The following is a 13,611-nucleotide window of genomic DNA, read 5'->3' on the forward strand; positions in this document are numbered from 1 at the left end:
AGTTTGCCACTCACAATGCCTACACCGCGTCGGTTATTATTGAGCTGGCCGGTGACGATAAGCAAGGTTTTGAATTCCAGTGCCTGCATGGCATGGGCGATACGCTGTACGACCAGGTCGTGTCAGAAGAACACATTCAGTGTCGTGTGTATGCCCCGGTGGGTGTACACGAAGATTTGCTGGCCTATCTGGTACGCCGGTTGTTGGAAAATGGTGCAAATTCATCATTCGTGAATGCCATTGTAGATGACAGCAAGCCGGTAGAAGCGTTATTGGAAGACCCGGTAGAGAAAACCCAGCGATTAACGTACCGTTACAACAAACAAATTCAGCAGTCTTCTGACCTGTATGCGCCCGAGCGGATTAATTCCAAAGGGTTGGATGTGACTGATCTCAACACAGTGGGTAACCTTAAATACAGCTTATCGCGTTGGGCCGAGCATTATCGTATCGATGCTTCAGCACTGCCAGAACAGGCCGTAGCCGTGTTAAACCCGGCAAACCATAACGATGTAGTAGGGTATCACCACTACACCAGTGAAGCCGGCATCCGGGCCGCGTTAGATAAAGCTGATAGCGGTTTTGCAGCCTGGTCATCGCGCTCCATGAGCGAACGCGCTCTGTTGCTGAATCAGTTTGCCGATGCGTTAGAGCGCCACACCGACGAACTGATCGCGTTGTGTATCCGGGAAGCCGGTAAGGTAACGCAAGACTCAGTAGATGAAATTCGCGAAGCGGTGGATTTCTGCCGTTATTACGCTGCCCGTGCGGTCGAGTTGGGACAAGACGATCGCCTGGTGCCGCGCGGAGTCGTGCTGTGTATCAGCCCGTGGAACTTCCCGCTGGCAATTTTCCTGGGGCAGGTTGTTGCTGCACTGGTAACCGGTAACACGGTGGTTGCCAAACCTGCTGAGCAAACCAGTATTATCGCTGTGCGTGCAGTGGAAATAATGCGCGCCGTAGGGTTACCGGAAGATGCGCTGCAACTGGTTGTTGCAAAAGGGTCGGATGTGGGCAGCGTATTATTGCCCGATGAACGTGTGAAAGCGGTCATGTTTACCGGATCTACGCAAACCGGTACGTATATTTCCAAAGTGCTTGCACAACGGGGTGGGGAGCAAGTGCCGCTGATTGCCGAAACCGGTGGTCAGAACTGCATGATTGTTGACTCCACGGCGTTACCCGAGCAAGTAATTGATGATGTTATCCATTCCGGCTTCCAAAGTGCCGGGCAGCGTTGTTCTGCCCTGCGCGTGTTATTTGTGCAGGAAGATATCGCCGAAACCATCATCAGCATGTTAACCGGGGCGATGAAAGAACTACAGATTGGCAATCCAGCATGGTTAAGCACTGATGTAGGCCCGGTTATTGATCAAAAAGCGCTCAAATCGCTGAAAGAGCACGAAGTGTACATGCAGCAAAATGGCAAGTTGTTGTATCAGTCTGCTATTCCTGAGGAATGTGCAACCGGTACATTCTTCCCACCAACCTTATACGAAATCCGTGATTTGAGCGTGCTTACCCGCGAAGTGTTTGGTCCGGTTGTCCATGTTGTGCGTTACAAAGCCAAGCAGTTGAACGATGTGCTGGCCCAAATAAACGGTACCGGATTTGGCCTGACCATGGGGATTCACTCCCGTATTGAAGAGCGGGCCAACGAGTTGGCAGCGCGTTGCCGGGTAGGCAACGTGTATGTTAACCGCAATATGATTGGTGCGATTGTGGGCGTGCAACCGTTTGGTGGTCGCGGCTTGTCTGGCACGGGGCCAAAAGCGGGTGGTCCGAACTATCTGCCGCGACTAATGATGGAAAAAGCCACGCCAAAGCCAACCCGCTTAGCTGGCGATGTAAGTCCGGATTTGGCTCTTACGGGGACGCCTGAACAAGCCAAACAAGCTGCGGAAATCATGCGCAGCGCCTGTGAGGTTGAAGAGCTGTGGAGACATACTCCACTGAACGAGCGTATATCCAAAGTACGTCAATTGCTGGCCAAACTGGCTACCGTTGACAGCGTTGAGGAATTGGCTGACGATCTCAACCGTACGCTGGCTTCCGCCCGCTCACAACTGATGAGTATTGAGAAAAAACTGGCCCGGCCGTTGACGTTACCTGGCCCAACGGGTGAGTCGAACAAGCTCTACCTTGAGCCACGTGGTGTACTGGTGTGTTTTGCCGATAAGGACGTCACCTTTGAATACTGGGCGTTGTCGATAGTTACTGCGCTGGCAACCGGTAACTGTGTGGTGTCGGTTGTGTCTGAACTGTTCTACGAAGAAGCAATGGCGGTTAAGGATAAGTTTAAAGCCGTTGGCGCGCCTGAGGCTGTTTTCCAGGTAGCGCGACTGGGGCATCTGGACGCGTTGCTCAAAGATCAGAAGCTGGCCGGTGTAGTGGCAGACAGCAATACTGAGCGAACTGCGCACATTACAGCGATGCTGGCGGAACGTGAAGGGGCTATACTGCCCGTGATCACCGCTGAATATACCGACAAGCTGATTCAGCGTTTGATGACAGAGAAGACCATCAGCACCGATACAACCGCCTCTGGCGGTAATACGTCGCTGATGACCATGGTAGAAGAAGACGAGTAATCCCGACAACTATCCCGACGACTATCCCGGCAAGACTGACGCTTATCGCAATGTGTTGGTGAATGCCGGGTGAAGTGGTATAGTTCGCATCAAGGCACAGGTGCAAGCTTTAACAAACCTGTGCCCTTTTTGTGTTAGGGGAGTAGCTTTCTCAACCGAGAGTCGTTATCAACATACTTGGAACGCATTTCCATGGTAACGGCGTAGTTGGCATCAACTATTAGCAAGACCTAAGACGATAACCGGTCCTACGCGGGACGCCGGCTGTTGTCTTATGTCTGTACTGTCCCGCCGGAAATTTTAATGGAAGCATTTCTTTCTTCGTTAACCACGGTAGCCATTGCCGAGATTGGTGACAAAACTCAACTCCTGTCTTTACTGCTGACTGTCCGTTTCAGAAATAACCTGGCGATTGTGGCTGGCATACTGGTAGCAACGCTGCTAAATCATACTGTGTCTGCCTGGGCTGGTATTTGGCTGGCCTCCTGGTTTACCCCTGCGCTAAGTAACTGGCTGTTTGCCGGTGCATTTATTGCTGTTGGTCTGTGGCTGTTGATTCCTGATAAAGACGAGGATGTGTCGTCGTCATTCGATAGATACGGCGCATTTCTGGCGTCCAGCGTGTTGTTTTTCCTGGCCGAAATGGGCGACAAAACACAACTGGCCACGATATTACTGGCAGGTGAATACCAAAGTATCGCCTGGGTGACATTGGGCTCGACGCTGGGAATGATGGTCGCCAATGTACCAGTAGTGTATTTAGGTGAGCCGCTGATGCGGGCAATTCCTATGAAGCAGGTGCGCATAGGAGCGTCGGTGCTGTTTATTGCGTTGGGGATCTACTGGCTGGTGAGTTAGCTTCCGCAGGCGAAGTGCTTGATAAATCAACCCGGCACTTCGCCAACCTGGCTGTTTTCTACATCCAGGTGTCGTTGCGACGTCGGCGCTTGGGAATAAAGGTTACGATTATCCCCAGTAATACTCCGGCGCCGGCTACGATACCGCCATAGGTAAACATACGGTACAGCTCTTCATTATCCTGAGATTGAATCTGCGCGGTTAGCTGCTGTATGCGCTGTTGAGCCTGGGCCTGATCTGATTCCAGTTCACTGATTTGTTGTTTAGCTTCAACCAGTTGTTGTTGCAATTTTTGTTGCTTTGCTGTGAGCGCGCTAACCTGCTGATCGCGTTCGGCAACACGTTGGCTCAGCTCGGGTAACTGCGCCCGACGGGAAATGGTATTGATTAAAAATTGTGTTTCAATCCAACCTTCGCGTTCTTCTTCATCCTGAATTTGCGTGTATGAGCCGTCGTCGCTGCGCCCCAGAATGGTTACTGGTAAGCCCGCTTCAATCGATCCTACGATGCGGTAATTGCGGCCCGGGCCGGAATGCATGAAAACGTACAAATCATCAGCAACATAGGCACCTGGCTGGTCGGCAGTGTCCTGGGCACTGGCTGGTAATGTAATAACCAGTAAACCGAAAATAAAAGAGAGCAGTCTCATAACGTTTCCAACAACCTGAACGAAAGCCCTGATGTTAGGGGGTGTTGCCCAGAAAGGCAAGTCTACAGGCTCGCGAGCACCACACAGTAACATTGCCAAAGGTGCGACAGGCAGGTAATGTACCAGCCATTATCCGCGTTGTTATTAATCTTTGTTCATCACATGTCAGAAACTGAAATAAAATTTGTTGCCCGGGAAAATCCACTTGAACAGCTGCGAAGCGCTGTGTTTCCGTTACTGCAGGAAAAAGGCATTAGCGTTCAGGAGGAAGGGGAGTCGTATTTACAAAATGACTATTACGACACCTCCGATCACCTGTTTCAGCAACACAAAATTGGCATGCGGGTGCGCGGAGCCAATGGTCAGTTTGAGCAAACCATAAAAACAAACGGTCAGGTGAGTGGCGGACTGCATCAGCGCCTTGAACTTAATGTGCCGCTGGCAAATGAGCAGCCGGATTTAACCTTGTTTGACACCATGCAATGGCCGGAAGGTGAAAGCGCCGGTGCGCTGAATGAGCGGTTGGCTAAACAATTTGGTACACACTTTACCCGCACACAGTTCGATATTGAGTTTGACGATGCACACATTGAACTGGTGGTGGATATCGGTCAGGTGAGCGCACCACAGCAACAACATCAATCACCCATTTGTGAGATTGAACTGGAACTCAAACAAGGCAATTTACAGCGTATGTTTGAACTGGCTAACCTGTTACCGGGCAAATTGCCGGTGAGACTTAGCGATACCTCGAAAGCGGCACAGGGCTACCAGTTGCTCCACGGCATTCCAAATCGCATTACGCCGTTACCAGATTTTCTGCCGCTTACCGAGAATGTCAGCACTGAATCTGCATTTTGTCAGGCATTGGCATGTTGTTTACGGCACTGGCAAACGCACGAACATCTGTTTTTCGAAACCCGTTCCCCCAAAATGCTGGCTGAAATTTCCCGCGCTGTTCGTATGCTTATGCAAACGGTGTCGCTGTATTTACCGGTATTGCAATGCCAGGCGATGCTGTCTTTACACAAAAGCCTGATGCGCTATGCCGAGGCCTGGTTGTGGCAGGATGATTTGCATAGCCTTCGTATGCTTCTGTCGAAAAAGAGCTTGTTTAATAAGCGGTTATCACGGTATCCGGCACTGTTGAGTTATTTGCAAGGCCGCCAGGCGGGTTTGCTTCATGCGCATGATCCGGCGAGCCGATTGTACGAGGATACACCCTCGCGCCTGAAATTGTCGATTGCACAGGTGCTGGAACAAAAGCCCTGGCGCGGGGTGGCAACCGGCTATGATTTACCTTTAATGGAACATGCGAAAGGATGGTTGTCGCAAGGATGGCAAACCGTTCAGCAGACAATGCCTATTCAGCGCCAGATGCACGCAGCAAATTATACCGCAGTGGAAGTGTTACTTCGCCAAACCCTGTTCAACGGATTTTTGGTTGCTGATTTATTTGCACAATCGCGGGGCCATTTTCGCGCGCCCTGGTTGGACATTCTTACTGGTATCGATGAACTCAACGCATTGCTGTTGCTGAAAAAATCCGTGTTCGATGCGGAATTGGCCGAACAGCAGGAGATACTGGAGTGGATTCAGCAAAAAACACAGAGTTTATTGCGTGTTATGGAGCGAAGTCGCCAGGCAGCTATGTCTGGTGATATTTACTGGTAATGAGGCATACCAATGAGCTTGTCTAATGATTCAGTGTCGGTATGGGTTACCGCACTGCTTACCTGTGTCTGGTTGATATTGCTGGCGATAAGCATTAAGCAGAAGCCTGCAAATACCGGCAGTGGCGGGCGTACGTTGATGCTGTTGAGTTGGCCGTTGTTGGTGTGCAGTGAATTATGGGCACTTGGCAATGGGCAAGGGCATTCGCTGCTTAGCCTACTGGCACTAACAACTGTGCCGTTGCAATTATATGGTATGCAAATGAGTTCAATGGCGTTGTTGTGGCGTAAACCTCATTACGCCCGTTGGCCATTGCTGATTATTGCGGTGGTGTTACTCGCGTTACTGGGTTATCAGTTATGGGTATTTTTACCCGAATTGTCAGGCTGGAAAGGGCTGGCCCCTTATGGTGAACCTTTGGTGTATTGGCCTGTGTACGCCAGTTGTCTGTTGATAGCCTTTGCGATGTTGTATACCGCCATAATGCAGGTAGAGCATATTCAGCAATATCATCACGATTTGCCACTACAGGCAGTGGATACCCGTCAGCACAAGATTAAAGGCATCGCTGGCGCTAGTGGGTTTACTGTTGGCGTGGCGTTTTTTCTGGTGGTGATAACGGCATTGGTGGCGTTTGGAATATTGCCTTTTCAGGGATGGCTTGCCTGGTTCCACTGCGGAGTGGCGTTCAGTATGTTAACGGTATTGATGAATCTGTGCCGAACGCAAAACACCTCGCCTTCGCCGTTTGATCATGCCGCACTTCATGCCGCGCCGGCACTTACCGAGGGACGCGCCCTGGCCATTATTAAACATGCTGATGCTGCGGTGATCGAATCGAAAGCGTATAAGCAGGTGGGTTTAACGCTGGAATCGTTTGCCAACCAGGCGCAGTTGGATCCTACTGTGTTGTGTCTGGCGCTACTGAAAGTAAAAAAGCAGCATTTTCGAAATTATATCTACCAGTTCAGAATGAAATACGCTAAGCAATTATTGTTGCGTTCGGATATTAAGCTGGACCAGGTAACCAAGCGTTTGCAATTAGGCAACAAAGGGACGGTTAGTCACACGTTTTTAAAATACCTGGAAAACAAACAATAGCGGAAATTGGCCGTTAGCGGCGCAATCGTTAGTGCTGCTAACGGCATTCATTTGGCAAACCATTCGGCGATCCATTCGGCAATTACGCATACATAGCGGCGTATTTTTCTGCCAGAGCATCCAGACTTTCTTTGTGATCAGGGTCGGTCACAATACACTCAATGGGACACACAGCCACACAACTTGGCTCATCGTAATGCCCCACACATTCGGTGCACAGTGAAGGGTTTATCTGATAAATCTCTGCGCCCATGCTAATAGCCTCATTCGGGCATTCAGTGGGACACATATCGCAGTTTATACAGTCGTCGGTAATTAACAGTGCCATGGCGAATTCCTCAGCGTTGCAATTAGGGTTGCTGGTTTGCCGATGACTTTATATAAGCTTAAACGAATATGCAAAGCCTAAACTGCCCCTGCTTGATACAGGTCAATAGTGGCCAAAATGCTGCTGTAAAATCGCGTGGGTAAACTGCTTGCGCAAATAAAAACCACGGGGGCGGGTTTTGATACGTTGGCCTTCTGGCCCCAGTGCATCGGTGAGTACTTTGCCGCTGGCGGCCTTTGGACGCAGCTGCATGTAATCACCGTGCCGGGCGGTTACCGACTCTACCTGGCCTAATGCGATGAATTCTGTTAACAGTTCCCAGTCGTGCTGTAACTGCTGTGATTGTTGCGCTGACGGGTGCCAGATAAACGGCGTGGCAATCCGGCGCTCAGGAATGGGGATGTCGCGCTGGCCTTCCACGGGCACCCACATGACGCATTGCAACTTATTGCGCACATTGCTCCGTTCCCAGGTCATCATGGGTACAGGAATTAGGGGGGCATAGCATACGTAGGTAGTTTCCAGCGGCATCCCATTGGCATCAATGGGCAAGGTTTTCAGCTCAACACCTAATTCAGGAAAGTCCTGTGTGGGTTTGGATCCTGCAGTTGCGCCAAGCCATAACTCGATAAGTTGCCCGGTCCAGCCTTTTTGCCGCTTAAAATCGGCGGGCAATACAATATTTGCCATGGCGGCCAACTCACCCAGGCTAAGACCTGCAATACATGCAGCCCTGGACGCCAGCTCAGTAATATCGCGCGGTGCACTTGTGGGTACTCGCAAACCCGCTACCTCTTATTCTGCAAACTGAAGACCGCTGAGCGGGCCCCAAAATGCAAGGTGTTATCAGAATGTTTTTAATACTTTGAATGCGCAAAGGATTGTGAAAGAATGCTATCACATAAAAATGTAAAGTGCCCGGGAGTCTGAGTGATAGATACCGATGGATTCCGTGCGAATGTGGGCATAGTGATTTGCAACAAAATGGGTCAAGTATTTTGGGCAAGGCGTTATGGTCAGCATTCATGGCAGTTTCCTCAAGGCGGAATAGATGAAGGGGAAACTGTAGAGCAGGCAATGTATCGTGAGCTTAATGAGGAAGTTGGGCTCACACCTAAAGACGTAAGCATTATGAATGTGACGCGTAACTGGGTGAGATATAAGCTGCCCAAGCGGTTAATTCGCCAAGGCAGTAATCCTGTTTGTATCGGACAAAAGCAGAAATGGTTTTTATTGCAACTCGAATGTCATGAAAAAGAAGTCGATGTGCTAAAAACGGGTCACCCGGAGTTTGATGACTGGCGCTGGGTGAGTTACTGGTATCCGATACGCAATGTTGTGTCGTTTAAACGGGATGTGTATCGTCGTGTGATGAAGGAATTTTCCGGCACGGTGATGAGTATGCAGCCCCGCAATGTAAATCAGTCTAAGCAAAATCGCCGTCGTCGTCGCGGCTAGAGGAATTTTGTGGCGGGAATACAAGGTGGAAAAGGCAGTATCCTTACTGTCCTAAAAAGCATTGTTCAGGAGGTTAACCAGATACCCAGGTTAACCGATGCCTTGTTTCGTCTCGCCGCCAGAGTAAAAGAAACCATGCAAGTGGATTCCTGCTCCATTTACCTTGCCGATTACACTCATCAGGAATTTATATTAAAGGCGACTGACGGTCTGGCTCGTGATGCGGTGGAACGGGTAAAAATTGGTTTTTCAGAGGGGCTTATCGGGCTGGTCGGACAGCGCGAAGAACCACTGAATATTGAAAACGCCCACCAACACCCGCGTTTTAAACACTATCCTGAAGTAAAGGAAGAGCACTATAACGCTTTCTTGGGTACCCCTATTATTCACCAGCGCAAAGTGCTGGGTGTTATTACCATGCAGCAAAGTGCCATGCGCAAATTCAGCGAAGACGAAGAAGCTTTTCTGGTTACGCTGGCTGCGCAAATTGCACTGGAAATCTCCAATGCGGAAACCCGTGGTGCACTGAACCCTCATGCCGGTATGTATGTTGGCAACATGCAAAAAAACGTCAGGGGTGTACCAGGCTCGCCAGGTCTTGCCATGGGAATGGGGTATTCACCGCATGCCGCGTATACTCTGAAGACCTGGGTAGTAAAGCAAAGTACCAATAATCAGCGCGAAATCGACTTTTACCGCAAAGGGGTTGAAGCGACCCGTGCGCAGGTGGAAGTGTTGTCTGACCGCCTCGAAGGGCAGGTGCCTGACGATGTCCGCGCTATTTTTCAGTTGTATCACCAACTGCTTGATGCCAACAGCCTGGGACGCGAAGTGGAGGCAAAAATCCGCGAAGGATGGGATGCGGCCTCGTCACTGAAGTTGGTTGTAGAAGCTTATGCTGCGCGTTTTGAGGCGATGGAAGATCCGTATATGCAAGAGCGGGCCATCGATATTGTGGATTTGTCGAACCGGATCCTGCTGAATATTCTGTCTGAAGTAAAAGGTAAGTCTGTATTCGAACGCGACCGACCTCAACAACCTTGTATTCTGGTTGCTGAAGAAGTGTCGGCCCCTATGCTGGCAGAATTCCCCAAAGCAATACTCGCCGGTATTATTTCGATAAAAGGTTCCAACAACTCCCATGCTGCCATTCTGGCAAGAGCGATGGGCGTGCCTGCGGTGATGGGGTGCCAAAACGTCTCTCCCACGCTGTTAGAACACAAAGAAATACTGCTCGATGGTTATGCCGGAGAAGTGATCGTATCGCCGGAAAAAGCGATTCGGGCAGAGTTTAGCCAGTTAATTGAAGAAGAACGTTTACTGTCTGTCCGCATCGATAGCGAAGCAGACAAAGCCTGTGAAACATTAGATGGCTGCGAAATTTCACTGATGGTGAATGCCGGTTTGTCTACAGAGCTAGAGACTGCTACGACGTCGTCTAAGCCAATTGGTATCGGTTTGTACCGCACCGAGATCCCGTTTATGCTGCGCGAGCGTTTCCCATCGGAAAGTGAGCAGGTGGCGCTGTATCGCAAAATACTGGAAAGCGCCCCAGACAGCGAAATTGCCATGCGAACACTCGATGTGGGTGGGGATAAGCCTTTACCGTATTTCCCCATCACTGAAGAGAATCCGTTTTTAGGATGGCGGGGGATTCGCTTAACATTGGATCACCCAGAGATATTTCTTGTTCAAATTCGAGCCATGCTTCGCGCCAGCATTGGTCTGAAAAACCTCAGTATCATGCTGCCAATGATTTCCAGCGTCGCTGAGGTCAACGAAGCCCGTCGGCTGGTAGAGCAGGCATTTTTCGAAGTGGAAGAAGAAGCCCGGCATCAGGGCGTTACCCTTTATCGCCCACGTCTGGGTATAATGCTGGAAGTGCCATCGGTGCTTTATCAGTTGCCACAACTGGCAAAAAAAGTGGACTTCTTTTCGGTAGGCAGCAACGACCTTACCCAGTATCTGTTAGCCGTTGATCGCAATAACAGCCGTGTAGCCAGTTTGTACAACACTTATCACCCGGCGGTATTGTCTGCACTGTACGACATTGTAAAACAAGCCGATCAGCATCAGGTGCCAGTATCAATTTGCGGCGAAATTGCCGGTGAGCCGGGTGGTGCAGTGCTGCTAATGGGTATGGGCTACCGCAAGCTCAGTATGAACGCATTTAACCTGCGCAAAATTAACTGGGTGATCCGCAACGTCAATCTGGCTGAGGCACAAGCTTTATTATCCCGGGCGTTGACCTCCGATAGCTACGAAGAAGTGTATCACCATATCAATCAGTACCTGGAAAAACGCGGATTAGGTGGCCTGGTTCGCGCGGGCTCTTAACCTAACGCCTTACCCTGCATTCCCGTATTTAAATTCAACATTCGTTGCGACAAAAAGTTGGCAGGATGTGTTAAAAAACTGACACAACTCGTATAACGAAGTGTGGTATGCTTGGCGCCGAAAAAGCAGGAGTGAGCTGGTGGATGCGCTAATCATAATATTTTTAAGTTGTATGGCGCTGGGTATGGTTACCGGTACGCTGGCCGGTATGCTGGGGATTGGCGGTGGATTGATCATTGTGCCGGTACTCTCTGCATTGTTGACCGGCGTGGGAAATATCGATGCGCAACTTGCCATGCCTATGGCCATTGCAACGTCTTTATTCACTATTATTGTAACGGGTTTCTTTTCAGCCAGAGCGCATTACCAGTTAGGGAATATCGTTCCCCGTGTAATCCTCTGGTGTGGTTCAGGCATTGCGTTTGGCGCTGTCATTGGGGCGCAAATAGCCAGTTTGATGCCAGCCGCACTGTTACAGAAAGTATTCGCTGTGTTGGTAATTGTGATTGCTGCACAAATGGTATTTGGAAAGCGGCAAGCCTCGCGTTTTTCCGCAACACCGCTGATTTTTATAGTGGTAGGACTGGTTGCCGGCGTAATATCGGCATTAATGGGCATTGGTGGTGGTGCACTGTTGGTACCTGCTCTGGTGTGGTTTCAGGTGCCAATGCGACAGGCAATTGGTTGTGCTGCGTTAAGTGGTTTGGTCATTGCCCTGTTTGGAACCAGTAGTTTTATTCTGGCCGGCTGGGGGCTACCACAGTTGCCGGAGTGGGCGCTGGGGTATGTGTATTTGCCAGCAGGCGCTGGCATTATGGCAACGTCTGTGTTTACAGCCGGATACGGCGCCAGATTAGGGCAAACACTGCCCACCGATTTATTAAAAAAGATTTTAGCAGGCATACTGGTCTTAGTAAGTATCCGCATGATTATGGGAATGGAATAGTTGCATGGTTGGAACAGAATATCTGGTGTTTCCAAATATTGATCCGGTGATCGTAAGCCTTGGGCCGTTGAGTGTCCGTTGGTATGGCATGATGTATCTGGTGGGATTTATTGCCGCTTATCTGCTGGCCAGGAAACGCCTTCCACAGTCGCCTTGGGATCAGGAGCAGTTAAGCGATCTCCTGTTTTGGGGCTTTGTTGGCGTGATCATTGGTGGCCGTTTGGGATATGTGTTTTTCTACCAATGGGACATGTTTATTGCCGACCCCACCTACTTATTTAAAATTTGGACGGGTGGTATGTCGTTCCACGGTGGCTTGCTAGGGGTTATTGCCGCTATGGTATGGCAGGCTAAACGATTAAACAGCTCATTGCTGCAAGTAGGGGATTTTATTGCACCACTCGTCCCTATTGGCTTAGGCGCAGGACGGATTGGTAATTTTCTGAACGCCGAATTGTGGGGGCGTCCAACCGATGTGCCCTGGGCATTTGTTTTTCCCGGCGCCGGGCCAGAGCCGCGTCATCCCTCTCAGTTGTACGAGTTTGCACTGGAAGGCGTATTACTGTTTATCATTCTTTGGCTGTATTCGGCCAAACCTCGCCCAACTGGGGCTATAGGTGGTTTGTTTCTGGTCGGATATGGTACGTTTAGATTCATTGTAGAGTATTTCAGGGAGCCCGATGCGCACATCGGTTTATACCAGGTAGGATTGAGTCAGGGGCAGTTGCTATGCCTGCCCATGATTATCGCAGGACTGTTCCTGATGGTGCGGGCTTATCGCGGCAACAGCGTCCCTGCAAAACAGGCAAAACAAAACTAGAACACATCTGTATTATGAAAGAGTATTTAGCATTGATGCGCCATGTCCGTGATCATGGTGTAAAAAAAGAAGATCGCACCGGCACGGGCACAATCAGTGTATTTGGCTATCAAATGCGCTTTGATTTGGCTGAGGGCTTTCCGCTTGTCACTACCAAAAAGTGCCACCTGCGATCTATCATCCACGAATTACTGTGGTTCTTAAAAGGTGAGACTAATATCGCTTACCTCAAGGAGCACGGTGTATCCATTTGGGATGAATGGGCTACCGACGAAGGCGAATTAGGGCCGGTTTATGGCCATCAGTGGCGCAGCTGGACGGGTGCGGACGGTCAGGTTATCGACCAAATCAGTGATGTAATACAGCAAATCAAAACCAATCCCGATTCACGTCGATTAATTGTAAGTGCATGGAATCCAGCCGTATTGCCCGACACCACCGTGTCACCTAAAGAAAACGCCGCCAATGGCAAACAGGCGTTGCCGCCTTGCCACACGTTATTCCAGTTTTATGTGCTGGAAGGAAAACTGTCTTGTCAGTTATATCAGCGCAGTGGCGATGTCTTTTTGGGTGTGCCATTCAATATTGCCAGCTATGCGCTGTTAACACTGATGGTGGCCCAGGTGTGCGACCTGCAGCCCGGTGAGTTTATTCACACACTGGGCGATGCGCATCTTTATTTGAACCACCTGGAACAAACCGAATTGCAGTTAAGTCGGGAGCCATTTGCGCGTCCAACTATGCGAATTAACCCTGAAGTCAAAGACATTTTTGGTTTTACCTACGAAGACTTTACGTTGGAAAACTATCAGGCCCATCCACACATTAAGGCGCCGGTCGCAATATAAG

12 protein-coding genes and 1 riboswitch are annotated in these 13,611 nt (G+C 50.0%); of the genes, 9 read left to right on the forward strand and 3 right to left on the reverse strand.

The window, feature by feature from the left end; genetic code table 11:
- A partial coding sequence (gene putA, locus ACLR2L_RS06555) for a bifunctional proline dehydrogenase/L-glutamate gamma-semialdehyde dehydrogenase PutA (protein WP_413366724.1) occupies positions 1–2,591 on the forward strand: 2,591 nt, incomplete at its 5' end.
- 125 nt (positions 2,592–2,716) lie between these two features.
- A riboswitch (yybP-ykoY riboswitch) is annotated at positions 2,717–2,812 on the forward strand.
- Positions 2,813–2,894: 82 nt separating this feature from the next.
- Positions 2,895–3,449, forward strand: coding sequence for a TMEM165/GDT1 family protein (locus tag ACLR2L_RS06560; protein ID WP_413366726.1), 555 nt, complete (start codon positions 2,895–2,897; stop codon positions 3,447–3,449).
- Between the two features lie 58 nt (positions 3,450–3,507).
- Here ACLR2L_RS06560 and ACLR2L_RS06565 read toward each other — a convergent pair whose 3' ends face one another.
- On the reverse strand, positions 3,508–4,098 hold the full coding sequence (locus tag ACLR2L_RS06565; RefSeq protein ID WP_413366728.1) for a TIGR04211 family SH3 domain-containing protein: 591 nt from the start codon (positions 4,096–4,098) through the stop codon (positions 3,508–3,510).
- A 162-nt stretch (positions 4,099–4,260) separates the two neighbouring features.
- Between ACLR2L_RS06565 and ACLR2L_RS06570 the strand changes: the two genes are divergently transcribed.
- Positions 4,261–5,772, forward strand: a complete 1,512-nt coding sequence (locus ACLR2L_RS06570) for an inorganic triphosphatase (protein ID WP_413366730.1) — start codon at positions 4,261–4,263, stop codon at positions 5,770–5,772.
- Positions 5,773–5,784: 12 nt separating this feature from the next.
- Positions 5,785–6,873, forward strand: a complete 1,089-nt coding sequence (locus ACLR2L_RS06575; RefSeq protein ID WP_140960515.1) for a hypothetical protein — start codon at positions 5,785–5,787, stop codon at positions 6,871–6,873.
- Positions 6,874–6,955: 82 nt separating this feature from the next.
- Here the strand turns inward: ACLR2L_RS06575 and ACLR2L_RS06580 are convergent, their stop codons facing one another.
- On the reverse strand, positions 6,956–7,201 hold the full coding sequence (locus tag ACLR2L_RS06580) for a YfhL family 4Fe-4S dicluster ferredoxin (RefSeq protein WP_140960517.1): 246 nt from the start codon (positions 7,199–7,201) through the stop codon (positions 6,956–6,958).
- 102 nt (positions 7,202–7,303) lie between these two features.
- A complete protein-coding gene (gene mutH / locus ACLR2L_RS06585; RefSeq protein ID WP_413366733.1) occupies positions 7,304–7,984 on the reverse strand; it encodes a DNA mismatch repair endonuclease MutH in 681 nt (226 codons plus the stop codon).
- Positions 7,985–8,131: 147 nt separating this feature from the next.
- Here mutH and rppH point away from each other — a divergent pair, with 147 nt between their 5' ends.
- The 5 genes from rppH to ACLR2L_RS06610 all read left to right on the forward strand — a co-directional run bounded on the left by rppH (position 8,132) and on the right by ACLR2L_RS06610 (position 13,610).
- Positions 8,132–8,659, forward strand: coding sequence for an RNA pyrophosphohydrolase (gene rppH / locus ACLR2L_RS06590; RefSeq protein WP_140960521.1), 528 nt, complete (start codon positions 8,132–8,134; stop codon positions 8,657–8,659).
- A 39-nt stretch (positions 8,660–8,698) separates the two neighbouring features.
- Positions 8,699–10,996 (forward strand): phosphoenolpyruvate--protein phosphotransferase, encoded by a 2,298-nt coding sequence (ptsP, locus tag ACLR2L_RS06595; RefSeq protein ID WP_413366780.1) that lies wholly within the window; start codon positions 8,699–8,701, stop codon positions 10,994–10,996.
- A gap of 139 nt (positions 10,997–11,135) precedes the next feature.
- Entirely contained in the window at positions 11,136–11,942 is an 807-nt protein-coding gene (locus tag ACLR2L_RS06600; protein WP_413366735.1) for a sulfite exporter TauE/SafE family protein, read from the forward strand.
- A gap of 4 nt (positions 11,943–11,946) precedes the next feature.
- Positions 11,947–12,762, forward strand: a complete 816-nt coding sequence (gene lgt, locus ACLR2L_RS06605; RefSeq protein ID WP_413366737.1) for a prolipoprotein diacylglyceryl transferase — start codon at positions 11,947–11,949, stop codon at positions 12,760–12,762.
- Positions 12,763–12,776: 14 nt separating this feature from the next.
- Positions 12,777–13,610: a thymidylate synthase gene (locus ACLR2L_RS06610; protein ID WP_140960527.1), complete on the forward strand. Its 834-nt coding sequence runs from the start codon at positions 12,777–12,779 to the stop codon at positions 13,608–13,610.
- Position 13,611: the final 1 nt, after the last annotated feature.

The organism is Alteromonas sp. AMM-1, from assembly GCF_047290655.1.
Taxonomy (GTDB): Bacteria; Pseudomonadota; Gammaproteobacteria; order Enterobacterales; family Alteromonadaceae; genus Alteromonas; species Alteromonas mangrovi.

Excerpts from the sequence above, each read along its gene's own strand:
- ACLR2L_RS06560 (WP_413366726.1), top strand. The coding sequence starts at position 2,895 with ATGGAAGCATTTCTTTCTTCGTTAACCACGGTAGCCATTGCCGAGATT.
- ACLR2L_RS06565 (WP_413366728.1), bottom strand. The coding sequence starts at position 4,098 with ATGAGACTGCTCTCTTTTATTTTCGGTTTACTGGTTATTACATTACCA.
- ACLR2L_RS06570 (WP_413366730.1), top strand. The coding sequence starts at position 4,261 with ATGTCAGAAACTGAAATAAAATTTGTTGCCCGGGAAAATCCACTTGAA.
- ACLR2L_RS06575 (WP_140960515.1), top strand. The coding sequence starts at position 5,785 with ATGAGCTTGTCTAATGATTCAGTGTCGGTATGGGTTACCGCACTGCTT.
- ACLR2L_RS06580 (WP_140960517.1), bottom strand. The coding sequence starts at position 7,201 with ATGGCACTGTTAATTACCGACGACTGTATAAACTGCGATATGTGTCCC.
- lgt (WP_413366737.1), top strand. The coding sequence starts at position 11,947 with ATGGTTGGAACAGAATATCTGGTGTTTCCAAATATTGATCCGGTGATC.
- ACLR2L_RS06610 (WP_140960527.1), top strand. The coding sequence starts at position 12,777 with ATGAAAGAGTATTTAGCATTGATGCGCCATGTCCGTGATCATGGTGTA.